We start from the raw sequence: 22,730 nt of genomic DNA on the forward strand, positions 1-22,730 counted from the left end.
GTGGCCATGACCTCGCCCAGCGGCCGTCGGCTCGCGCTGGTCTCGAACCTCGTCCTGGTCGTCGTGGGGCTCTGCTTCGCGGTGCCGCTCGTCTGGCTCGTGCTCGCCTCGGTCGACACGGACGCGTCCCTCTCGGCAGCCGTGCCCGACGAGTTCACGCTCGACAACTTCAGGCAGGTGCTCACGCCCGAGATCTCGTTCATCCCGCTCGCGAACAGCCTCGTGCTGTCCGGGGGTTGTGCGCTGATCACCGTCGTCGTGGCGATCCTCGCCGCGTACCCGTTGTCGCGCTACCGGATGCGGATCAACAAGCCGTTCCTCTACGGCATCCTCTTCGGGACGTGCCTGCCGATCACCGCCATGATGGTGCCGGTCTACAGCCTGTTCGTCTCGCTCGACCTGATCGACTCGATCGGCGGCACCGTGTTCTTCCTCGCGGCCTCCAGCCTGCCCATGGCGATCTGGATGTCGAAGAACTTCATGGACTCGGTGCCCGTCTCGCTCGAGGAGGCAGCCTGGACGGACGGCGCGTCGATGTTCTCGACGCTGACGCGCGTCGTCGTGCCGCTCATGCGGCCCGGCATCGCGGTCGTGTTCATCTTCGTGTTCATCCAGGCGTGGGGGAACTTCTTCGTTCCCTTCATCTTGCTGCTGAGCCCCGACAAGCAGCCCGCCGCCGTCAGCATCTTCAACTTCTTCGGACAGTACGGCTCGGTCGCCTACGGCCAGCTCGCGGCGTTCTCGATCGTGTACTCGGTGCCGGTCATCGCCCTCTACGTGCTGGTGTCGCGCACCCTCGGCGGGTCGAACGCCCTCGCCGGCGGGGTCAAGGGGTGATGTCGCTCCTCCACGACCGCGCCTGACCTGCCCTCGTCCCACCGGATCACCGAACCTCCGCGCGCTCGTGCGCGCTGACAAGGAGACTCTCCCCATGCACGACAACACCGCCCTCGTCGAGGCCCGCATCGACCGCTTCGTCCTCGACCGGATCACGCCGAACATCTACCGCCGCGCCGCGCCGCTCACCGTCGAGGCGTGGGAGGTGCCGGACGAGCCCGTGCCCTTCGCCGAGGCCGTCCGTCAGCAGTTCGTGCCCTTCGTCCCCGGCACGCCGTGGAGCCGGCCGTGGGGCACCACCTGGTTCCGGGTGACGGGCGTGGTGCCCGAGGGCTGGGGTGCAGACCCGGCCACGGCGCTCGAGGCCGTCGTCGACCTGGGCTTCAGCACACGTCAGCCCGGATTCCAGGCCGAGGGACTCGTCTGGCGTCGCGACGGGACGCTCGTGAAGGCCATCGAGCCGTACAACGGATACGTGCCGTTGGCGCTGGTGGGCGGCTCGGCCTCGCCGGGGGCGCCGATCGAGTTCTTCGTGGAGGCGGCGTCGAACCCCGACGTCGGCGGCAACTTCTTCTACCTCGAGACGCCCATGGGCGACAAGGCGACCGCGGGGACGGCACCCATCTACACGCTCCGGACCCTCGACCTCGCCGAGAGGGACACCGTGGTGTGGGAGCTCGACCGCGACATCTGGACGCTGCTCGGCCTGATGCGGACCCTCGACCCCGGCACCCCACGGCGACACGAGATCCTGCGCGCGCTCGAGCGGGCGTGCGAGGTCGTCGACCACGACGACGTCGCCGGGTCCGCGGTCCTCGGGCGTGAGGCGCTCGCGGGTGTGCTCGCATCGCCGGCCGCCGCCAGCGCCCACCGCGTCGTCGCGACCGGCCACGCGCACATCGACTCGGCCTGGCTCTGGCCCGTCCGCGAGACGCAGCGCAAGGTGGCGCGCACCTTCTCGAACGTCGTCGCCCTGATGGACGAGGACCCGCACTTCGTCTTCGCCGCCTCGAGCGCCCAGCAGTACGCGTGGGTGAAGGAGCGCTACCCCGACCTCTTCGCCCGCATGAAGGAGAAGATCGCCGAGGGCCGGTTCGTGCCGGTCGGCGGGATGTGGGTCGAGTCCGACACGAACATGCCGGGAGGCGAGGCGTTGGCCCGTCAGTTCGTGGCCGGCCACGCCTTCTTCCGGCGCGAGTTCGGGATCGAGTGCGACGAGGTCTGGCTGCCCGACTCGTTCGGCTACACGGGCGCCATGCCGCAGATCGCCCGCGCGGCCGGCGCCCACTCGTTCTTCACGCAGAAGGAGTCGTGGAACGAGACCAACCGGATGCCGCACCACACGTTCCTGTGGGAGGGCATCGACGGGAGTCGGGTCTTCACGCACTTCCCGCCGGTCGACACCTACAACTCCGACCTCTCGGCGGTCGAGCTGGCACACGCCGAGCGCGAGTACAGCGAGAAGGGCGTCTCCAACGTCTCGATCGTGCCGTTCGGCTGGGGCGACGGCGGTGGCGGGCCGACCCGCGAGATGATGGCCGCCGCGAGGCGGGCCGCCGATCTCGAGGGCTCGCCGCGCGTGACCGTCGGCACCCCCGCCTCCTTCTTCGCGCAGGCCCGTGACGAGATGCCCGACCCGGCGGTCTGGTCGGGCGAGATGTACCTCGAGTTCCACCGAGGCACGTACACCTCGCAGGCGCGCACGAAGCAGGGCAACCGCCGCAGCGAGCACCTGCTGCGCGAGGCCGAGCTGTGGTGCGCCACCGCGGCCGTCCGGGGTCTGCTCGACTACCCGCACGACGAGCTGGACGAGCTCTGGCAGACCGTCCTGCTGCTGCAGTTCCACGACATCCTCCCCGGCTCGTCCATCGCCTGGGTGCACCAGGACGCCGAGCGGAACTACGCCCGGGTCGCCGAGCAGCTCGGTGCGTTGACGGCCAGGGCGCAGGAGGTGCTGGCCGGGCAAGGCGACGTGGCCGTCGCCTTCAACGCCGGCCCGGTCCCGCACCGCGGGGTGGCCGCGTCGTCCGCAGCGGTCGTCGGCAGCAGCGGCGGCGCAGCGGCCGGCTCGACGGCGACCGGCGTGGTGCTCGACGCCGACGGCGACGGCTGGGTGCTCTCGAACGGGCTCGTCAGGGCGGTCTTCGACTCCGACGGCCTCGTCTCGTCGCTCGTCGACTCGACGTCCGGGCGTGATCTCGTCGCTCCCGGCGCGAGGCTCGGACTGCTGCAGATCTTCCGGGACACTCCGAACCAGTGGGACGCGTGGGACATCGACGCCGTCTACGCCAACGCCCGCACCGACCTCGTCGACGCTGTGTCGGTCGAGGTCGACGGGGTGTCGCTCGTGGTGACGCGGACGACCGGCACGTCGACGATCGTGCAGCGCTGGGCCCTCGAGGAGGGCGAGGCGGAGCTGCAGCTGGTGACCGAGGTCGACTGGCACGAGAGGCAGAAGCTGCTGAAGCTGGCCTTCCCGCTCGACGTGCACGCCGACCGCGCGGCGTCCGAGGTCCAGTTCGGGCACGTGCAGCGCCCCACGCACTCCAACACCTCGTGGGACTTCGCCCGGTTCGAGACGGTCGCCCATCGGTGGGTGCACGTGGCCGAGCCGGGCTTCGGGGTGGCCGTCGCGAACGACTCGACGTACGGGCACGACGTCACGCGCTCGACCCGGGACGACGGCGGCACCACCACGCTCGTGCGGCAGTCGCTGCTGAGGGCGCCGGTGTTCCCCGACCCGCACGCCGACCAGGGCCGCCACGTGCTGCGGTCGACCGTGCGCGTCGCGCCCGACGTGGTCGACGCGCTGTCGGCCGGCTACCGGCTGAACTTGCCGCTGCGCACGGTCGCCGGGAGCGGCGTCCCGGTCGCCCCGCTCGTGTCGTCGTCGTCGCCGGCGGTCGTGGTGGAGGCGGTCAAGCTCGCCGAGGACCGCTCGGGCGACCTCGTCGTCCGCCTCTACGAGGCGAGGGGGTCGAGGGCCGCGTCGACCATCGAGGTCGACACGTCGGCCGGGCTCGGCGCAGCCTGGAGGACGGACCTGCACGAGCGCGAGCTCGGGGTGGACGGAGCCGACGTCCCCGGCGCCGCGCGCTGGGCCGCGGGGGAGCCCGTCGAGCTGACACTGCGCCCGTTCGAGATCGTCACCCTGCGCTTCGCGCGCCGGGGCTGAGGCCCGCCCGGCCGGCCGGCCGGGTCGGCCGGTCGGCTGGCTGGCCGTCGGTCGGCCCGGTGAACCGGCGGGAAGTGCTTCTCGGGAAGGCCCGGGCAGCACTTCCTGCCGGTTCACGGCGGAGCAGAGGAGGAAAGGGAGAGGGAGGAAGAAAGAGGAAGCGTCAGCTGAGGGTGGCGACGGGGACGAGATCGGCCTGCGCACCTGCCATGGCCGCCCCGACGGCGGCGGCGGGCAGGCCCGCGGGCAGCAGCACGAGCCGCGAGGCGAGGTCGAGCGACGCGATGAACGAGGAGGCGGCGGCCTGGTGGGCGAGCGCCTCACGCACCGGCCCCATCAGCTCGTCGCCGAGCGCGCTCATCCCGCCGCCGACGACGATCGTCTGCACGTCGACCGTCAGGGCTAGCAGCCGGACGGCCTGCGCGACCCCGTCGACCAGGGTGCGTCGGGCCTGCACGGCCAGGTGATCGCCGTCGGCTGCCGCGTCGAGGAGGGCGCGTGCCGGGTGCAGGGCGGTGGTCGGCCAGAGCCGGGCCGCCGCCGACCCCGAGGCGACGGTCTCGAGGCAGCCGCGCTGTCCGCACGCGCACCAGGCGCCGGCCGGGTCGACGGGGACGTGGCCGATCTCGCCCGCGGCCCCGTGCGCGCCGCGGCGGACCTGACCGTCGAGGACCAGCCCGGCGGCGAGGCCGGTGCCGAGGTTCAGGTAGGCGACCGAGCCCTGCAGGGACATCGCGTGCCACGCGCCGAGCGCCGCGGCGTTGACGTCGTTCTCGACCCGGACGGGCACGCCGAGGCGGCGGGCCAGCTCGTCGCCGAGCGCCGTGTCGACGAGGCCGAGGTTGACGGCGTGGCCGACCCTGCCGGTGGTGGCGTCGACGACGCCGGGCACGCCGACGCCGACCGACGCCAGACGGTCGAGCGGCACGCCGGTGAGCGCCGAGAGGCGCCGCGCGGCCTCGACCGCGTTGTCGAGCACCTCGTCGGTGCCGAAGCCCGAGGCGAGCCGGACGCGGTGCACGGGCCGGGGCGACCGGGCGCCGTCGTCGGCGACGGCCACGGCGTCGATCTTCGTCCCGCCGATGTCGAGGCCCAGCCTCACGGGCACGGCTCCGACGCCACGGCGCGGTCGCGGCGAGGAGCCCCGCTCGCGACCAGGACGGGCGTCACGACGATGCCGGGGAAGGCGGGGACGGGCCTGCTCATGGGTGTTAGTAAAGCTTACTAACCGGACGGCAGCAAGCACGAGACCCCCGAGATCTCGGGCTCGTTTCGGGTATTGACCAGCCGTGTTTCCTGCTCGTAAACTCACCGCACCAGCCTTGACAACGTGTTTGTAAGGCATTTTTACTAAACGGCAACGCTGCCGGGCCCGTCTCGCACCACGAGACGGCGCACGCCTCTCGAGGCCCCGGTCGGCGACGCCCGAGACGAGAGGAGGCGACCGTGCCCCGAGCAGCCGCCCCCCGTGCCGCCGGCGTCGCCGCCCTCGGTGCCGGTGCCGCTCCTGCGGTCGCGGAGCGCGCCTCCTCGACCCTGCGGGTGACCGCCAAGTCGCTGCCGCAGCACACCCGGGCCCGCAACCGCTCGCTCGTGCTGCAGACCCTCTGGCACCAGGGCTCGATGAGCCGCGCCGACCTCGCCCGCGAGAGCGGGCTCACCCGGCCGACCGTCTCGGGCATCGTGCAGGAGCTGGCCGACGAGGGGGTCGTGGCGGAGCTCGGCCTGCGCGGCGACTCCCGGGTCGGCAAGCCGGCGACGCTCGTCGGCATCCGGCCCGACTCGTTCCACATCCTCGCGCTCGACCTCTCGTCGGCGGAGCGGTTCTCCGGCGCCGTCGTCGACGTCCGCGGCGAGGTCGTCGGCCGGGCCAGCGTCGACATCGACGGGGCGACGGGCGAGGCGGCCGTGGCGCTGGCCGAGCGCCTCGTCGACGAGCTGTCCTCGCTGACGACCACGCGCCTCCTCGGCGTCGGGGTGGGAACGCCCGGCATCGTCGACCACCAGGGCGTCGTGCGCACGGCGGTGCACCTGGGCTGGTGGGACCTTCCGCTCGCGGCCCGGCTGAGCGCACGCACGGGCGTGCCGGTGCACGTCGGCAACGACGCGAACCTGGCAGCCCTCGGGGTGCACACCTTCGGCGACCCGGAGCGCGATCCGTCCCGCAGCCTGATGGTGATCACCATCGAGCACGGCGTGGGCGTGGGCCTCATCGTCGGGGGAGCGCTCGTCGAGGGCGACCGCTTCTCGGCCGGCGAGATCGGGCACGTCACGGTCGACGAGGCCGGCGACGTGTGCGCCTGCGGCCGACGCGGCTGCCTCGAGGTCTCGCTCGCGGCACCGGGGCTGTCGGCCCGCCTGCGCGCCGTCGACCCCGGCTCGCGCGGCGCCGTGCTGCACGCCGCGGGGCGCGACCTCGGCTTCGTGCTCGCCCCCGTCGTGAGCGCCCTCGGGCTCGACGAGGTCGTGCTCTCGGGGCCCCGTGAGCTGCTCGACGGCGTGCTGCTGCGCGCGGCGGTCGAGACGGTCAGGGCCCGCACTCTCGCGGCCGTCGGCCAGGGGCTCGTCCTCCGCTACGCGGGCGACGACCGCGACCTGGCCGTGCTCGGCGCCGCCTCCCTCGTGCTCTCGGCCGAGCTGGGCGTCTCGTGACGGCGCGTGGCCGAACGGCGCGCTGGTCCTGCCCCGGCGGCCCCTCCCCAGGCGCTGCCGCCGCCCGATCCACCACAGACCGCACCACCCGCACCAGCACCGCACGCACCTGTTCGACCACCATCACTCCCAGCAGCACCCCGCGGCACCGCCGCCCCGTCCACGAGGAGACACAATGCGAATGACACGTCACACAGCGGTCGCGGCCCTCGGCCTCACGGCCGCACTCGCCCTGACCGCCTGCTCCAGTGCGGGCACGGCAGGAGGCGGCAGCAGCGACGGCCCGCAGACGGTGCCCACCACGAAGGGCGACGGCGAGACGCTGACCGTCTGGGTCATGACGGGCGACTACACCGACGAGACCATCAAGGCGATCAACGACGAGTTCACCGAGCAGACCGGTGCGGAGGTGGACGTCCAGACCCAGCAGTGGGACGGCATCACCACCAAGATCAGCACCGCGCTCGCGACGTCGACGCCGCCCGACGTGCTCGACCTCGGCAACACCCAGGTCGCGAGCTACGCCGAGAACGGCGCCCTGCTCGACCTGAGCGACTACGCGGACGACATCGCCCAGGGCCAGGAGTGGCTCACCGGCCTCGAGGAGCCAGCCACGGTCGACGGCTCGCTGTACGGCGTCCCCGGCTTCGCCGGAGCCCGCGCGGTCATCTACAACAAGGCCCAGTGGGAGGCCGCCGGCATCACCGACGAGCCCACGACCTACGACGAGCTCACCGCCGACCTCGACGCGCTGAAGGCCGCGAACCCGGCCAGCGACTACTCGCCCTTCTACACGCCTGGCGAGTACTGGTACGCGGGCATGCAGTTCGTCTGGGACGCCGGTGGAGAGATCGCCACGCAGGGCGACGACGGCTCGTGGGAGGCCGGCTTCAGCTCGCCGGAGGCACAGCAAGGCCTCGAGGACTGGCAGGAGTTCCAGAACTCGTACTCGACCGGCGCCTCGCAGACGCTCGACACCGACGTGCCCGACCAGAACCAGGTCTTCGCCGACGGCAAGACGGGCGCCGTGCTCGGCACCAACGGCAAGATCGACCTCATCAAGGAGTTCAACCCGGCCCTGACCGACGACGACTTCGGCACGTTCCCGTTCCCCGGCAAGTCGGGCGACTCGCAGCCCGTCATGCTCGGCGGCTCCGACTGGGGCATCGCCACGAAGAGCGCGAACAGCGAGCTGGCTCTGCAGTGGGTGAAGATCGCCGCGAGCCCCGAGATCCAGAACGACTGGGTCTACGGCAACGACGGCTGGATCCCCAACAGCACCGACGGCATCGAGGCCGCGCAGAGCACCCTCAGCGACATCGACGAGGGCTTCTTCACGGCGGCGCTGAACTCGAAGGCCACCCCGGCCAGCGGCAACTGGGCCGCTCTCGAGGGCGACCGCAGCATCAACGAGCTCTTCTCGAGCATCGCATCGGGCACCAAGTCGCCCGAGGCTGCCGCTGAGGCGTTCGACAGCTCGACGGACGACGCGCTGAACAAGTAGTCCCCCCAGGAAGCGGCTCCACACCGCAGGGCCGGGCGACGCACGAGCAGGACGTGCGCCGCCCGGCCGGCACCACCCCACTCGACCAGCTCCTCCGCTCGACCCGATCTCCGCTCGACCCGATCTCTGAGTCCCGATCCAGGAAGCAGCCATGGCCGTCACCACAGCGCCGCCCCTCCCACCCCGCCAGCACGCCCCCGAGGGCCCGGCCCCGCGGCCGCGGAAGAAGCGCCAGCTCGCGCCGTTGTGGCTGCTGAGCCCGGCGGGCATCGTCCTGCTCGTCGTGATGGTCGCGCCGATCGTGTTCCTGGTCTTCACCTCGTTCACGAACTACGACCAGCGCAGCCTGTTCACCGGCGCCTACGAATCGGTCGGCCTGCAGCAGTACGTCACGCTCTTCACCGACAGCGACTTCTGGTGGTCGCTGCTCCGCACGGTCCTGTTCACCGCGGCCATGGTCGCCGGCAGCGTCGTCATCGGCATGGGCGTCTCGCACCTGCTGACGCGGATCCACACGAGCATGCGCTACGTCGTCACGGTCGTGCTGATCTTCGCGTGGGCGATGCCGAACGTCGCCTCCTCGCTGGTCTGGAACTGGCTGTTCCAGCCGGGCTACGGCGTCGTCAACTGGATGCTCACGCAGCTGCGAGTCTTCGGCGACATGACCGACACGCAGTGGTCGAACGACCCCCTGCTGTCGTACACGTCGATCTGGATGCTGATCGTCTGGCAGGCGGTGCCCTTCATCGCGCTGACCCTCTACGCCGCCGAGACGCAGGTGTCGCCCGAGTACAAGGAGGCGGCCCGTCTCGACGGTGCCGGCGAGTGGCGCGTGTACCGCGACGTCACCCTGCAGTTCCTCAAGCCGACCCTGCTGCTCGTGACGATCCTCTCGATCATCTGGGACTACAACGTCTTCAACCAGATCTGGCTCGTCTCGCAGGGCGGCCCCGACGACGCCACGTCGACCCTGGGCGTCTTCATGTACAAGACGGCGTTCGTCGGCTTCGAGATCGGACAGGGCGCCGCGATCTCGGTCGTCACCACCCTGCTGCTGCTCGGCCTGACCGCGTTCTACATCCGCAACCTGATCCGCTCGGGAGAAGACCTGTGACCACGACAGTCCCCACCGGAGTCGGCGCCTCGGCGACCGACGGCCCCTCCGAGACCGCAGCCGCTGCCGACTCGGCCGTCTCCGCCTCCGCGAGCCCTGCCCCGGGCTCCTCCGACGGCACCGCAAGAGGCGCGACGCCCGTCCGCCGGTCACGTCGTCGCAAGAAGCCCCGCTGGTTCAGCAACTCGCTCGCGGTGCTCTTCAGCGCCGTGTGGATCTTCCCCGTCTACTGGATGGTCAACACCGCCTTCAAGCCGCGGTCGGAGTCGATGACGACGACACCGCTGTTCCTGCCGCAGAACCCGACGCTCGACAACTTCGTCGTCGCGATCACGCAGAGCGGGTTCCTCGTGAACCTGCGCAACAGCGCCGTGGTCGTCGTCGCGACGGTGCTGCTCGCGATCATCCTGGGGTTCTTCGCCGCCGCGGCGCTCTCGCGGTTCCGCTTCCGCGGGCGACGCACGATCATGATCGTCATCCTCGCGGTGCAGATGCTGCCGACGACGGCCCTGCTCATCCCGTTGTTCCTGATCTTCAACAGCCTCGGACTGCTCGGCACCTACGCGGGCCTCGTGCTGGCGTACATCGCGACGGTGCTGCCGTTCTCGATCTGGGTGATGCGCGGGTTCTTCGTGGCCATCCCGATGGAGATCGAGGAGGCGGCCCAGCTCGATGGGGCGAACACCTGGCAGGTGCTGACCCGCATCCTGTTCCCGCTGGTCGCGCCGGGCGTCATCGCGACGAGCATCTTCGCGTTCATCGCGGCCTGGAACGACTACATCATCGCCTACACCTTCATGAAGGACCAGTCGATGTACACGCTGCCGGTCTGGCTCGCGTCGTTCGTCTCGCAGAACACCGGCACCGACTCCGGCGGGCAGATGGCGGCCAGCGTGCTGTTCTCGCTGCCGGTCGTCGTCTTCTTCGTCATCATCCAACGCAACCTGGTGTCGGGCATGTCCGCCGGTGCCGTGAAGGGCTAGAACCGTGACCGACCCCCTGCTGCTGCCCCGTGTCGACCAGCTGACCACCGCCTCCGGCGCGTACCTGCTCGACTCCGCCACCCGCGTCTCGGCGCCCGACGAGCTCGCCGGCACGGTCGCCTGGCTGCAGTCCGTGCTGCGGCCCGCGACCGGGCTGCCCCTGCGCGAGGGGGACGGCGACGGCGCCGGCATCTCGCTCGACCTCGACCCCGCGCTCGACGACGAGGGCTACCGGGTCGAGGTGCGCCCGGCCGGCGTCCGCATCACGGGCGGCTCGGCCGCCGGCGTCTTCTACGGCGCGCAGGTGCTGCGGCAGCTGCTGCCGCCCGAGGTGTTCCGTCGCTCGCTCGTCGAGGGCGTCGAGTGGTCGGTGCCCGCCGTCGACGTCGCCGACTCGCCCCGGTTCGGCTGGCGCGGCATGCACCTCGACGTGGCTCGGCACTTCATGCCGACGCACGACGTCATGCGCCTGGTCGACCTCATGGCGATGCACCGCCTCAACACGCTGCACTGGCACCTGACCGAGGACCAGGGCTGGCGCATCGAGATCGTGAAGTACCCCCGGCTGACGACGGTGGGAGCCTGGCGTGCGTCGTCGCAGGTGGGCGCCGGCCCCGACGCCGTGCAGGACGGCCGTCCGCACGGCGGCTTCTACACGCAGGCCGACATCCGCGAGGTCGTCGCCTACGCCGCCGCGCGGCACGTGACCGTCGTGCCCGAGATCGACGTCCCCGGCCACTCGATGGCCGCCATCACCGCCTACCCGCACCTCGGGGTCGGCGCGGTCGAGGTCGGCGGGCTTCCCGTGCCCGAGCCGCGGCAGATCGCGGTCGGCACCGAGTGGGGCATCTTCGAGGACGTCCTCAACACCGAGCAGTCGACCGTCGACTTCTACAAGGACGTCCTCACCGAGGTGATGAGCCTGTTCCCCGGCACCTGGATCGGCGTCGGCGGCGACGAGTGCCCGAAGGCCCAGTGGGAGGCGGACCCCCGCACCCAGGAGCTGATGCGCGAGCGCGGCCTCGCCGACGAGGAACAGCTGCAGGCCTGGTTCATCGGCCAGCTCGACGAGCACGTGGCCGCCGCGGGCCGCCGCACCTTCGGCTGGGACGAGATCCTCGAAGGACACAGCCGCGAGGGGCACGGTCCGGACGGCGCCCGACCCATGTCACCCGGCGCGACCGTCGCCTCCTGGCGAGGCATGACCGGAGCGGTGACCGCCGCCCGGCTGGGCTACGACGTCGTCGCCTGCCCCGACGACCAGGTGTACCTCGACTACCGCCAGTCCGACTCGCCCGACGAGCCGATCCCCGTCTCGATCGTGCTCGGCCTCGAGGACGTCTACGCGTTCGAGCCCGTCCCGGCCGAGCTGACCGCCGAGGAGGCGCGGCACGTGCTGGGCGGCCAGGCGAACGTCTGGACCGAGCACATGGACTCGCCCCGCACCGTGGACTTCCTCGTGTTCCCTCGCCTCTGCGCGGTGGCGGACGTGCTCTGGTCGGACGCGCCGCGGGACTTCGCGGGCTTCTCCGCGCGGCTCGACCACCACCTCCTGCGCCTCGAGGCGGCGGGGGTCGAGTACCACCGGGCGTCGGGTCCGCTGCCGTGGCAGACGCGTCCCGGCGTGCCCGGCCGGCCGGCCTCGCGGGAGGACCGCGCCGCTTACATCGCCTCGGTCACCGCCAACATCGCCTGAGCCGTCCGCGCCCTCCCTCTCCGCATTCAGGAACTTCGGTCCTGATCCGCGCGAGGGAGGGAGCGCGGGTCCTGAGTCGTGCACTGATCAGGAACGCGCGACCGCCCGTTCCTGAGTGAGGAGAGCTCCGTGTCGACGTTGGTGCTGGTCGGGGCGACGGTCCACGACGGTCGAGGAGGCGCGGCGCAGGTCGCCGACGTCGTCGTGCGCGACGGGGTGGTCGCGGCCGTGGGACCCGGGGCCGCCGCGTCCGTCGTCGAGGCGGGTCGCGCCTCCTCGGCGCTCGCTTCCGGCTCGGGCTCGGGCTCGGGCTCCGTCGCAGGCGTCGGGGTGGTCGACGCCCACGGGCTCGAGGTGCTGCCCGGGTTCGTCGACGTGCACGCGCACGACGACGCGGCGCTGTTCCGCCCCGGCGGCATCACGCCGAAGACGGCGCAGGGCGTGACGACGACGATCGTCGGCAACTGTGGCCAGGGCGCAGCGCCGTCCGCGCCGCCGCCGTCCCGGCCGAGCGACCCGCCCGACCGGTCGCTCGAGCAGTACTCCCTGCCGGTGCTCGGCCCGTTCCCCGACCGGCGCTGGGCGACCTTCGGAGACTACGTGGACACGCTCGCCCGCGAACCGCTGGGCATCCACGCGAGGGCGCTCGTGCCGCACGCCCCGGTGCGCGCCTCCGTGCTCGGCATGGCGCGGCGGCCTGCCGACGCAAGCGAGACCTCACGCATCGCGGGGAAGGTCGGCGACGCACTCGACGCCGGTGCGCTCGGCGTCTCGCTGGGCCTGATGTACGCGCCCGGCGACGCCGCCGACCGGCCCGAGCTGCTCGCGATCGCCCGCGAGGTCGCGGCCAGGGACGGGCTGCTCGTCGCCCACGTCCGCAACGAGGCCGACGGGCTGCGCGCCTCCGTCGACGAGCTCGCGTCGCTCGGCCGGGAGTCGGGCGCTCGCGTGCACGTCAGCCACCTCAAGGTGACCGGGCCGCGGAACGTCGGCGGGATGGGCGCGATCGTCGAGCACCTGGACGACCTGCGCGCCGAGGGGCTCGACATCAGCGCCGACGTCTATCCCTACGACGCCGGGAGCACGACGGTGGCGTCGCTGTTCCCGCCCTCGACGGCCGACCGCGGGGTCGACAGCCTGCTCGAGGCACTCGGCGACCCGACCGCCCGGGCCGCGGTGCTCGCCGGCCTCGAGCAGCCCTGGCCGGGCACGGCGCTCGAGAACCAGTGGGCGGCGATCGGACCTGCGCGCATCCTGCTCGCCGGCTTCGCGCGGCCGGAGAACGCCGGGCTCGAGGGGCGCAGCGTCGCCGACATCGCCGCCGAGCTCGGCGGTGACCCGCGCGAGGTGCTCGCCGACCTCGTCCTCGCCGAGCGGGGCGCGCTGACCGTGATCGTGTTCCACACCGACCTCGAGGGGATGCGCACCGCCCTCGCCTGGCCGCACACGCTCGTCGGCTCGGACGGGCTTCCGCGCGAGTCGGGCACCGTGCACCCTCGGCTGTACGGCACCTTCGCCCGGCTGCTCGACGTGTACGGCGGCACCGGGCCCTCGGCGGTGCTGACCCGCGAGGAGGCGGTGCACCGGATGAGCGTCGCCGCGCACCGCCGCTTCCGGACCGGCACCTCCTCGACGCCCGTGGGGGTCGTGCCCGGGGCGGCTGCCGACCTGCAGCTCATCGACCCGGTCGCGTACGCCGACCGGGCGACGTACGCGGAGCCGCGGTGCCCGCCGTCGGGGGTGCGCGGCGTGTGGGTCGCAGGCGAGCTCGTCGCCGGCGAGCTCGCAGGGCTCGCAGGGCTCGCCTGACGTTCACGGCCACGACACTGCCCGGGGGTGTTCGCTCGACCACAGCTCGCCGACACCCGACTCGGCGCGCGCCGGACGACGAGGAGACACCATGGAGCTGTTGTTGCTGGGAGCCACCGGGGGAGTCGGGTCGCACCTGCTGCGCCAGGCGCTCGCCGCCGGTCACGAGGTCACGGTGCTGGTGCGCGACGACGCGGCGCTGGACGACGCCGACGTCGACGGGGTGCGCGTCGTCGTCGGCGACGCCACCTCCGCGGACGACGTGGCCGAGGCGGTCGTGGGGCAGGACGCCGTCCTGAACGCGGTCGGCTCGCGCCGCGTGCGGCACCCCGTCGAGGTCGAGGTGGGCGAGGCGCTGCTGCCGGCGATGCGGGCGTCGGGCGTCCGCCGGCTCGTCGTCTGCTCGGCGTTCGGCGTCGGCGATACCGAGGCCGACGCCAGCGCCCTGCAGAAGATCTTCTTCCACACGGTGCTCGGCAAGGTCTACGAGGCGAAGGAGGCGGCCGACGCGCAGGTGCGCGCCAGCGGCCTCGACTGGACCCTCGTCTACCCCACGCGCCTCGTGGACGACCCCGCGACGGGAGACGTCGTGGCGTCCGAGCACCTCGCCGACGGCGCGTCGACCCAGGTGACGCGCGCCGACGTGGCCCGCTTCATGCTCGCGCAGCTCGGCGACGACACCTGGCTCCGCCGCACGGCGGTGCTCACGGGCGCGTAGGCGGCTGGATCGGCGTTGACGCCTGTCGCTGTCGCTGTCGCTGCTGCTGCCGCCGCCGCCGCCGCGGGCGGCTCAGCCGAGGACGGCGAGTGCGTCGATCTCGACGAGCATCGCCTCGTTCGGCAGCTCGACGAAGATCGTCGTGCGGGTGGGGAAGACGCCGCTGGTGACGTTCGCCCGCACCCAGGTCTCGTAGGCCGCGTTCATCTCGGCGAAGTCGCTGCGCTGCGTGAGGAACACGCGCAGGGACATGACGTCGTCGACGGTGCCGCCCGCCGCCTCCACGATCGCCTTCACGTTGTCGAGCGTGCGCAGGGTCTGGGCCGTCAGGTCTCCGCGGAACAGGTACTCGCCCGTCGCCGGGTCCTGCGGGCCCTGGCCGGAGACGGCGAGGAACCCGTTCTTCAGCACGCCCTGCGAGAAGATCGGCATGGGGGTGGGGGCTCCGGTGGTGATCACCTGGGTCTTGTCGCTCACAGGGGGCCTCTCTTCTGTGTCGGTGGTGGTGTCGTGGGGCTGTGGCCTCCCCGTCGAGGAGGCGGTGGCTGTGGACGGCGCACGGTCGCACCGTCACCCCTGCAAAGCTATCGGGAGACCGCCCCGCTCCACGACGAGAGGACACCCCGTGCAGACGTCAAAGGCCACCTTCGCGAGCGAGCGCCGGCCGGTGCCGCTGCTCCGCCTCCCCACGCCCGTCCTCACCGTCGACCTCGACGCCCTCGAGCACAACGTCGAAACGATGGCCGCGTGGTGCCGCGCGGCCGGCGTCGACCTGGCGCCGCACGGCAAGACCACCATGTCGCCCGACATCTGGCGGCGGCAGCTCGACGCGGGCGCGTGGGGCATCACCGTCGCGACGGCGTTCCAGGCGGCGGTGGCCCGCGAGTCCGACGTGCCGAACGTCGTGCTGGCCGGGACGACCTTCTCCGAGGAGGCGCTCGTCGCCCTCGCGGCCGACCCCGGGTCCACGCGCGTGCTGATGTGGGTCGACTCGGTCGCGGCCGTCCGGCTCGCCGACGAGGCGCTCGCGCGGGCGGCCGCGCGGACCTCGGGCCCCGCCGACGCCTCCCGTGCTGCGGACCCTGACGCGGCCGTGTCGCCCCTCGCCGTCCTCGTCGAGATCGGCTCGCCCGTCGGCCGGACCGGGGCCCGCACCGTCGCCGAGGCGCTCGCCGTGGTCGACGCCGTCGTCGCGGCGCCGCACCTCGTCCTCGCCGGCGTCACCGGCTACGAGGGTGCCCTGACGCACGACGTCGATCCCGCGGGCATCGAGATGATCGACGACTACCTGCGCACGGTGCTCGAGCTGCTCGACGCGATCGACCTCGCGGCGTTCGAGCCCTGGCTGGCGGGCGGCGGCGACGTCGTCGTGAGCGCGGGCGGCAGCGTCTACTTCGAGCGCGTCGTCGCCGTGCTCGCCGAGCGCCACGACCCGGACGGCGAACGAGGGCCCCGGACGCGCGTGGTGCTCCGCTCGGGCTCGTACGTCGCGCACGACCACGACCTCTATCGCCGGCTCACGCCGTTCGCCCGCGACACGACCCCGCCGATCGACGGCGCCACGGGCCGCGAGTCGTTCCTGCCCGCGATCGAGCTCTGGGCGAGCGTCATCTCCCGCCCCGAGCCCGGGCTCGCCCTGCTCAACGTCGGGAGACGCGACACGGCCGACGACGAGGGCCTGCCCCTGCCCCTCGACGCCTGGCGGCCGACCGCAGGAGGCAGCACGGACGACACGTCGGCGACGCGCCTCGACGGAGCGCTCGAGGGTGCCGTGGTGACCGCCCTGAACGACCAGCACGCCTTCCTCCGGCTGGGCGCCTCCTCGGGGCTGGCTGTGGGCGACCTGGTGCGCCTCGGCGTCTCGCACCCCTGCACGACGCTGTCGCAGTGGCGCGAGCTCTCGCTCGTGCGCGGCGGCACGGCCGTCCGCGAGCAGCCCCCGGTGGTCGAGGGCACCTGGCTGACGCGCTTCTGAGCACTGCCGAGGCAGGGCCCGCGAGACCGGTCGAGTTCGTCGGCAACGGGCGGTGACGACGGCCCGCCCACGACGGACCCGCCCGCCGTCCGAACGGCAGAGGGGGCCGGTCGGCCCGTCAGCCTGCAGCGAGCCGGTCGTAGAGGGCGTCGACCTCGGGGTCGACCACGCGTCGCGACGCGTCGGCGTCGTGCCAGGCGACGATCTGGCGGGCACCCTCGGCGAAGGGCACGCGCGGCTCCCAGCCGACGGCGACCTCGCGGACCTTCGACGAGTCGAACAGGGCGGGGTGGCTGCGGTCGCCGCGCAGGTCGGCGTCCCACTCGGGCGCCGCCGCGACCAGGTCGTGGGTCGTGCGGTGGACGACGTGCAGCGACCCGCCGGCCGCGTCCGAGAGGCAGCGCGCGATCTGGTTCCAGGTGAGCAGCTCGGACGACATGATGTTGAACGCCTCGCCCGACGCCTCGGGGGCGCCGAGCAGCGGGACGAACGCCCGCGCGAAGTCGTCCGCGTGGGTCATCGCCCACATCGAGGTGCCGTCGCCGTGCAGCACGACGGGGGCTCCGCGACGCATCCGCTCGACGACGGTCCAGCCGCCGAGCAGCGGCACGTGGGTGCGGTCGTAGGTGTGCGACGGGCGCACGACGGTCGCGCGGACCCGGCCTGCGAGGTGCTCGTCGCGCAGCAGCCGCTCGCAGGCGATCTTGTCGCGGGCGTAAGGCGACCACGGGTTGAACAGAGGGGTCGACTCCGAGATCAGCAGCGCGGCGGGCGGCTTCTGGTACGTGGAGGCGGAGCCGATGAACACGTACTGGTCGGCGTGCGGCACCACGGCGCGCAGCATCGTGCGCAGCTCGTCGGGCGTGAAGGTCAGGAAGTCGGCCACGGAGTCGAAGCTGCGGCCTGCCAGGGCCGTGACCAGCGCCTCCTCGTCGCGGACGTCGGCGACGATCGACTCGACCTCGTCGGGGAGGGGGCGGCTGGCGGTGCTGCCGCGGTTGAGCACCGAGACGGACCAGCCGACGCGCAGCGCCTCGCGCACGCACGCGGCGCTGATCTGGCCGGTGCCGCCGACCACGAGGAGGGACTTCTGCGTCATGGCTCCACTGTGCACGCTCACGGTCGGGGCGGGCCAGCCTCGGCGGGCAGGGTCGCCCGGGTGCGTCAGGGGGCGCGCGGCGTGGGCGTGCGCGGTGCGACGTCGCGTGCCACAGCGACCGCGGCGTCGACCGCCGCGCGCGCGGCCCGGACGACGGAGGCGTCGGTCACGGCGTACGAGTCGGTCGCGCCCGCCGAGCCCAGCGAGACGAGCGATCGGCCGTTCTCGTCCCCGGCCCCGGGCGTCCCGGCTGCCGCGGTCGTGGCGGCGGTCGTCGACGCCGACAGGTGCACCGCGGCGACGCCCGCCTCCACCAGCGCCGTGACGTCGTCGAGCCGCACGCCGCCGCCCGCCATGACCTCGACGCCGCCCGCCGCCGCGACCATGTCGGGCAGCACGCCCGAGGCGAGCCCGTCGCGGGCCCGGGAGGCGCCTCCCGAAGTGAGGACCCGGTCGACGCCGAGCGCGGCCAGGGCGGCGACCGCGTCGACCGGCGAGGCCGCCCGGTCGACGGCGCGGTGCACGGTGACGTCGAGGCGTGGGCCGCCGAGCTCGGCAGGACGGGCGCCCGCCGCGTCGCGCGCAGCCGAGACGAGCCGTGCGACGGCGTCGACGTCGAGGGAGCCGTCGGCCCGCAGCGCGCCCACGACGACCCCGGCGACGCCGGCTGCGACGAGGGTGCGGACCTCGCGCTCCATCACGGCGAGGTCCGTGTCGTCGTAGACGAAGTCGCCGCCGCGCGCCCGAACGAGGGCGTGCACCGGCACGCCCGTCGTGACCACCGCCTCCGTGAGTCCCTGGGACGGCGTGACGCCCCCGATCTCGAGCGCGGTGCAGAGCTCGACCCGGTCGGCTCCCTCGGCCAGCGCGGTGCAGGCGCCGGCGAGCGACGTCACCGCGATCTCGAGCGCGACGCGCCTCGGGCCGGAGGTGGCAGCGTTGCCTGCGACGGCAGCGGCGGCGGTGGCAGCGGCGGACGAGGAGGTGCGGGTGCGGTCGCTCATCCCCCGATCCTCCCAGAGGCGCCCGCCTGGGATCCTCCGTGCGAGGACGTCGAGGGCGGGTCGCCGTCACCGAGGGCGGGTAGCCAGCGACCCGCCCTCGGCGCCGATCACCCGCCCTCGGCGCCGATCACCCGCCCTCGAGAGAAGGAGAGGCCGTGCGGCCCGGCTCGCCGACGCCGGAGTCCTGCGCCGCATGCCGCGCTCGGCATGGGCGGGCGAGCATCATGGGCACATGGTCCCCGTCGAAGACTCCGCCGCCGAGAAGCCGTCCACCACCGCGTTCCGCGCCGCCCGAGACTCGCTGTCGGCGCACGCCGGCGACCACGAGGCGGCCCGCGCGGCGTTCCGCTGGCCGGACGTCGGCGACTCGTTCAACTGGGCCCGCGACTGGTTCGACGTGATCGCGCGGGGCAACGACCGCGTCGCGCTCTGGATCGTCGACCAGGACGGCGTCGACCACCGGGTCACCTTCGACGAGATGCGCCGCCGCTCGGACCAGGTCGCCTCGTGGCTCGTCGAGCGCGGGGTCGCGAAGGGCGACCACGTCATGGTGATGCTCGGCAACCGCGTCGAGCTGTGGGAGGCGATGCTCGCGATCATGAAGATCGGTGCGGTCATCCTGCCCACCTCCGTCGTCCTCGCCCCGCACGACCTCGCTGACCGCGTCGAGCGGGGGCTCGTCCGGCACGTCGTGGCGGCGCTCGCCGACGCCCCGAAGTTCGACCACATCGCCGAGGGCGTCGGGCGGATCGTGGTCGGCGGGGAGCGCCCGGGGTGGGCGTCGTTCGACGACTCGCGCCGCGCCTCCGAGACGGCGCCCGACGTCGACACGGCGACGAGCGACCCGTGCCTCGTCTACTTCACGTCGGGCACCACGAGCAAGCCGAAGATGGTCGTCCACACGCACGCCTCGTACCCGGTCGGGCACCTCACGACCACGTACTGGATCGGCGTCCGGCCCGGCGACGTGCACCTCACGATCTCGTCGCCCGGCTGGGGCAAGCACGCGTGGAGCCTGTTCTTCGCGCCGTGGACCGCCGAGGCGACCGTGTTCGTCCACGAGCAGGCGCGCTTCTCGGCCGCCGCCCTGCGCGAGCAACTCGACCGGGCCGAGGTGACCTCGTTCTGCGCGCCGCCGACCGTCTGGCGCATGCTGATCCAGTCGTCGCTCGGCGAGCGCCCCGTCGCGCTGCGCGAGGCGCTGTCGGCGGGGGAGCCGCTCAACCCCGAGGTCATCTCGCGCGTGCAGCAGGCCTGGGGCCTCGACATCCGCGACGGCTACGGCCAGACCGAGACCACCGCGATCGTGGCCAACCCGCCCGGGTCGGTCGTCAGGGCCGGCTCGATGGGCCACCCGCTGCCGGGTGTCGAGGTCGTGCTCGTCGACCCGGCGACTGGCGTGGTCGGCGACGCGGGCGAGGTCTGCCTCGACCTGCGGGTACGTCCGGTCAACCTGATGGCGGGCTACCTCGGCGACGAGGCGCGCACGGCCGCGGCGCAGCGCGACGGCCTGTTCCACACCGGCGACGTCGCCACCCGCGACGCCGACGGCATGATCACGTTCGTCGGGCGCACCGACGACGTCTTCAAGTCGTCCGACTACAAGGTGTCGCCGTTCGAGGTCGAGAGCGTGTTGATCGAGCACCCCGCCGTCGCGGAGTCGGCCGTCGTGCCGGCTCCCGACGACGTGCGCCTCGCGATCGTCAAGGCGTACGTCACGCTCGCCGCCGGCTGGGAGCCGACGGCCGACACCGCCCGCGCCGTGCTCGCGCACGCCCGCATCGGCCTGCCGGCGTACGAGCGCGTGCGCCGCCTCGAGTTCGTCGACGAGCTGCCGAAGACCATCTCGGGCAAGATCCGTCGGGTCGAGCTGCGGGAGCGCGAGGAGGCGGCGGCCCGGTCGGGCGAGCGCCTCGCCGCGGAGTGGCGCGACGCCGACTTCCCCGACCTGCGGGGCTGACGCGGCGCCTCCCGTGACCCGGGATCAGTGCTCGAAGCGCTGCCAGGCCGGCTTGTTCGCGTACGTGTAGCGGTAGTAGTCGGCGAGGGTGAGCAGCGCCGCCGCCTCCTCGTCGACGACGATCGTCGCGTGCTGGTGCAGCTGCAGCGCGCTGCCCGGGCACATCGCCGAGAGCGGCCCCTCGACCATGCCCGCGACGGCCGAGGCCTTCGACGAGCCGACCGCTACCAGCACGACCTCGTGGGCGTCGAGGATCGTGCCGAGGCCCTGGGTCATGCAGTGCGTGGGCACCTGCGACGGGTCGTCGAAGAAGCGCGCGTTGTCGGCACGGGTCTGCGGCGCGAGCGTCTTGATCCGGGTACGCGACGCGAACGACGACGTCGGCTCGTTGAAGCCGATGTGCCCGTTCGCCCCGATGCCGAGGATCTGGATGTCGATCCCGCCCGCCGCAGCGATGGCCTCGTCGTACTCGACTGCTGCGGCCTCGATGTCGTCGGCGCGGCCGTCGGGCACCCGCACGCGGTCCGGGTCCATGCCGAGAGGCTCGACGACGTCGCGGCGGATGACCGACGCGTAGCTCTCGGGGTGCTCGAGGGGGATGCCGACGTACTCGTCGAGGGCGAAGCCGGAGGCGCGTGAGAAGTCGAGCTCGCCCGCCTGCACCCGGGCCGCCAGCGACGCGTAGATGCCGGTGGGGGACGAGCCGGTCGCGAGGCCGAGCACGGCCTCGGGCTTCCGCTCGACGACCGACGCGATCTTCAGGGCGGCGACGCGGCCTGCCTCGGCGGCGTCGCGGACGATGACGATCTCCACGCGTCAGGCCTTCGTCGCCGCGTCGGCGGACTCGGCCGAGACGTCGTCGTCCTCGCGACCCGGCGTCTTGAGGTTCCACTTCTTGATCACGAAGCTGAAGACGACGTAGTAGATCACCGCGTAGCCGAGGCCGATGGGGATCAGCCAGATCGAGTTCTGCGAGATGTTGAAGTTGAGCACGTAGTCGATCAGGCCCGCCGAGAACGAGAACCCGGTGTGGATGTCGAGCGCGTTCACCAGCGCCATCGACGTGCCCGTGAGGACCGCGTGGACGATGTACAGCGGCCAGGCGACGAACATGAACGAGAACTCGAGCGGCTCGGTGATGCCGGTCAGGAACGCGGTCAGCGCCGTCGACAGCATGATGCCGCCGATGAGCTTCTTCTTCTCGGGGCGGGCGTGGCGCCAGATCGCGAGGGCGGCGGCGGGCAGCGCGAACATGAAGATGGGGAAGAAGCCGGTCATGAAGACGCCCGCGGTCGGGTCGCCCTGGAAGAAGCGGGTCAGGTCACCGCGGTACACCGTGCCGTCGGCGCCGGTGAAGTCGCCGACGAGGAACCACACGACGTTGTTGAGGATGTGGTGCAGCCCCGTGGGGATGAGCAGTCGGTTGACCACGCCGTAGACGCCGCCGCCGACCACGTCGTTCGCCGCGACCGCGGTGCCGATCCAGGTGAGGGCAGAGTTGAACAGCGGGTAGATGAACGACATGACGACGCCGACCACGAGTCCGGTGACGGCCGTGAGGATCGGCACGAGGCGCCGACCGGAGAAGAACCCGAGGAAGTCGGGCAGCTTCGTCCGGTAGAAGCGCTGCCAGAGCATCGCCGACAGGAGCCCCATCACGATGCCTCCGAGCACCCCGTAGTTGATCACCGCGGGGTCGCCCGCCGGGGTCTCCTCTCCGGCGAGCACCAGCGGCGACATGGCCGTGAAGACCCCGTCGATGACCATGTAGCCGACGACCGCGGCGAGGGCCGTCGAGCCGTCCGACTTCTTGGCCCAGCCGATGGCGATGCCGACCGCGAAGATCAGCGGCAGCCAGGTGAAGACCGCGTTGCCGGCGGCACTGATGACCGAGCCGCCGGTCTCGAAGCCGGGGATCGCGCCGAGCAGGTCGGGCTGGCCGAGGCGCAGCAGCAGGCCGGCCGCGGGCAGCACGGCGATCGGCAGCATGAGGCTGCGGCCGAGCCGCTGCAGCACCGCGAAGGCGGCCGAGCCCTTCTTCGGCTTGGTGGCCGTCGTGTCGGTCGTGGTCATCAGGGGTCCTCTCGTCGGGGCGCAGAGTCGTGCGGCAGGGGCCGCGCCCGACGGATCGTCGGAGGCGGGGAGGGCCCTGGGGCAGGAGGTGCGGGTCGGCCGGTCCTGTCCGGTCATGACCAGTGAGTGGT

General features: G+C 72.6%; 17 protein-coding genes. 11 read left to right on the top strand and 6 right to left on the bottom strand.

Annotated features, from left to right (window positions below; genetic code table 11):
- Window positions 1–6: 6 nt before the first annotated feature.
- Window positions 7–837, top strand: coding sequence for a carbohydrate ABC transporter permease (locus tag EDF18_RS10595; protein ID WP_199732419.1), 831 nt, complete (start codon window positions 7–9; stop codon window positions 835–837).
- A 94-nt stretch (window positions 838–931) separates the two neighbouring features.
- Window positions 932–4,012, top strand: coding sequence for a glycoside hydrolase family 38 C-terminal domain-containing protein (locus tag EDF18_RS10600; protein WP_123547768.1), 3,081 nt, complete (start codon window positions 932–934; stop codon window positions 4,010–4,012).
- A 163-nt stretch (window positions 4,013–4,175) separates the two neighbouring features.
- Here the strand turns inward: EDF18_RS10600 and EDF18_RS10605 are convergent, their stop codons facing one another.
- On the bottom strand, window positions 4,176–5,114 hold the full coding sequence (locus EDF18_RS10605; protein ID WP_199732420.1) for an ROK family protein: 939 nt from the start codon (window positions 5,112–5,114) through the stop codon (window positions 4,176–4,178).
- Between the two features lie 344 nt (window positions 5,115–5,458).
- On the opposite strand from EDF18_RS10605, the gene EDF18_RS10610 reads away from it, so the two are divergent.
- From EDF18_RS10610 to EDF18_RS10640, 7 genes are all read left to right on the top strand, one after another.
- Window positions 5,459–6,664 carry an ROK family transcriptional regulator gene (locus EDF18_RS10610; RefSeq protein ID WP_123547770.1) on the top strand — a complete coding sequence of 402 codons (1,206 nt, stop codon included), beginning with the start codon at window positions 5,459–5,461 and terminating at the stop codon, window positions 6,662–6,664.
- Between the two features lie 181 nt (window positions 6,665–6,845).
- Window positions 6,846–8,168 carry an extracellular solute-binding protein gene (locus tag EDF18_RS10615; protein WP_199732421.1) on the top strand — a complete coding sequence of 441 codons (1,323 nt, stop codon included), beginning with the start codon at window positions 6,846–6,848 and terminating at the stop codon, window positions 8,166–8,168.
- A gap of 151 nt (window positions 8,169–8,319) precedes the next feature.
- A complete protein-coding gene (locus EDF18_RS10620) occupies window positions 8,320–9,282 on the top strand; it encodes a carbohydrate ABC transporter permease (RefSeq protein ID WP_123547772.1) in 963 nt (320 codons plus the stop codon).
- Window positions 9,279–10,265 (top strand): carbohydrate ABC transporter permease, encoded by a 987-nt coding sequence (locus EDF18_RS10625; protein WP_199732422.1) that lies wholly within the window; start codon window positions 9,279–9,281, stop codon window positions 10,263–10,265. The genes EDF18_RS10620 and EDF18_RS10625 overlap by 4 nt, the downstream gene beginning before the upstream one ends.
- Before the next feature lie 4 nt (window positions 10,266–10,269).
- Window positions 10,270–11,961 (top strand): beta-N-acetylhexosaminidase, encoded by a 1,692-nt coding sequence (locus EDF18_RS10630; protein WP_123547773.1) that lies wholly within the window; start codon window positions 10,270–10,272, stop codon window positions 11,959–11,961.
- 129 nt (window positions 11,962–12,090) lie between these two features.
- Window positions 12,091–13,770 carry an amidohydrolase family protein gene (locus tag EDF18_RS10635; RefSeq protein ID WP_158614662.1) on the top strand — a complete coding sequence of 560 codons (1,680 nt, stop codon included), beginning with the start codon at window positions 12,091–12,093 and terminating at the stop codon, window positions 13,768–13,770.
- Window positions 13,771–13,861: 91 nt separating this feature from the next.
- Window positions 13,862–14,488: an NAD(P)-dependent oxidoreductase gene (locus EDF18_RS10640; RefSeq protein WP_123547775.1), complete on the top strand. Its 627-nt coding sequence runs from the start codon at window positions 13,862–13,864 to the stop codon at window positions 14,486–14,488.
- 72 nt (window positions 14,489–14,560) lie between these two features.
- On the opposite strand, the gene EDF18_RS10645 is transcribed toward EDF18_RS10640, so the two are convergent.
- A complete protein-coding gene (locus EDF18_RS10645) occupies window positions 14,561–14,965 on the bottom strand; it encodes a RidA family protein (RefSeq protein ID WP_123547776.1) in 405 nt (134 codons plus the stop codon).
- A gap of 148 nt (window positions 14,966–15,113) precedes the next feature.
- On the opposite strand from EDF18_RS10645, the gene EDF18_RS10650 reads away from it, so the two are divergent.
- Window positions 15,114–16,463, top strand: coding sequence for an alanine racemase (locus tag EDF18_RS10650; protein WP_158614663.1), 1,350 nt, complete (start codon window positions 15,114–15,116; stop codon window positions 16,461–16,463).
- A 118-nt stretch (window positions 16,464–16,581) separates the two neighbouring features.
- Here EDF18_RS10650 and EDF18_RS10655 read toward each other — a convergent pair whose 3' ends face one another.
- Window positions 16,582–17,562, bottom strand: a complete 981-nt coding sequence (locus EDF18_RS10655) for an NAD-dependent epimerase/dehydratase family protein (protein WP_123547778.1) — start codon at window positions 17,560–17,562, stop codon at window positions 16,582–16,584.
- Between the two features lie 65 nt (window positions 17,563–17,627).
- Complete coding sequence (locus EDF18_RS10660) at window positions 17,628–18,566, bottom strand: copper homeostasis protein CutC (RefSeq protein WP_123547779.1); 939 nt, start codon at window positions 18,564–18,566, stop codon at window positions 17,628–17,630.
- A gap of 232 nt (window positions 18,567–18,798) precedes the next feature.
- On the opposite strand from EDF18_RS10660, the gene EDF18_RS10665 reads away from it, so the two are divergent.
- Window positions 18,799–20,526 carry an AMP-binding protein gene (locus tag EDF18_RS10665; RefSeq protein ID WP_123547780.1) on the top strand — a complete coding sequence of 576 codons (1,728 nt, stop codon included), beginning with the start codon at window positions 18,799–18,801 and terminating at the stop codon, window positions 20,524–20,526.
- Window positions 20,527–20,550: 24 nt separating this feature from the next.
- Here the strand turns inward: EDF18_RS10665 and nagB are convergent, their stop codons facing one another.
- Together nagB and EDF18_RS10675 are read right to left on the bottom strand one after the other, a co-directional pair.
- The gene (gene nagB, locus EDF18_RS10670; RefSeq protein WP_123547781.1) at window positions 20,551–21,339 is read right to left on the bottom strand and encodes a glucosamine-6-phosphate deaminase; all 789 of its coding nucleotides are present in this window, start codon (window positions 21,337–21,339) and stop codon (window positions 20,551–20,553) included.
- A gap of 3 nt (window positions 21,340–21,342) precedes the next feature.
- Window positions 21,343–22,599: a PTS transporter subunit EIIC gene (locus EDF18_RS10675; RefSeq protein WP_123547782.1), complete on the bottom strand. Its 1,257-nt coding sequence runs from the start codon at window positions 22,597–22,599 to the stop codon at window positions 21,343–21,345.
- Window positions 22,600–22,730: the final 131 nt, after the last annotated feature.

Origin of the sequence: Frigoribacterium sp. PhB107 (assembly GCF_003751515.1) — a bacterium.
GTDB lineage: Bacteria > Actinomycetota > Actinomycetes > Actinomycetales > Microbacteriaceae > Frigoribacterium.

Coding starts and splice junctions, on each gene's coding strand:
- EDF18_RS10600 (WP_123547768.1), top strand. CDS start 932: ATGCACGACAACACCGCCCTCGTCGAGGCCCGCATCGACCGCTTCGTC.
- EDF18_RS10640 (WP_123547775.1), top strand. CDS start 13,862: ATGGAGCTGTTGTTGCTGGGAGCCACCGGGGGAGTCGGGTCGCACCTG.
- EDF18_RS10665 (WP_123547780.1), top strand. CDS start 18,799: ATGGTCCCCGTCGAAGACTCCGCCGCCGAGAAGCCGTCCACCACCGCG.
- EDF18_RS10655 (WP_123547778.1), bottom strand. CDS start 17,562: ATGACGCAGAAGTCCCTCCTCGTGGTCGGCGGCACCGGCCAGATCAGC.
- EDF18_RS10615 (WP_199732421.1), top strand. CDS start 6,846: ATGACACGTCACACAGCGGTCGCGGCCCTCGGCCTCACGGCCGCACTC.
- EDF18_RS10660 (WP_123547779.1), bottom strand. CDS start 18,566: ATGAGCGACCGCACCCGCACCTCCTCGTCCGCCGCTGCCACCGCCGCC.
- EDF18_RS10595 (WP_199732419.1), top strand. CDS start 7: ATGACCTCGCCCAGCGGCCGTCGGCTCGCGCTGGTCTCGAACCTCGTC.
- EDF18_RS10620 (WP_123547772.1), top strand. CDS start 8,320: ATGGCCGTCACCACAGCGCCGCCCCTCCCACCCCGCCAGCACGCCCCC.
- EDF18_RS10675 (WP_123547782.1), bottom strand. CDS start 22,599: ATGACCACGACCGACACGACGGCCACCAAGCCGAAGAAGGGCTCGGCC.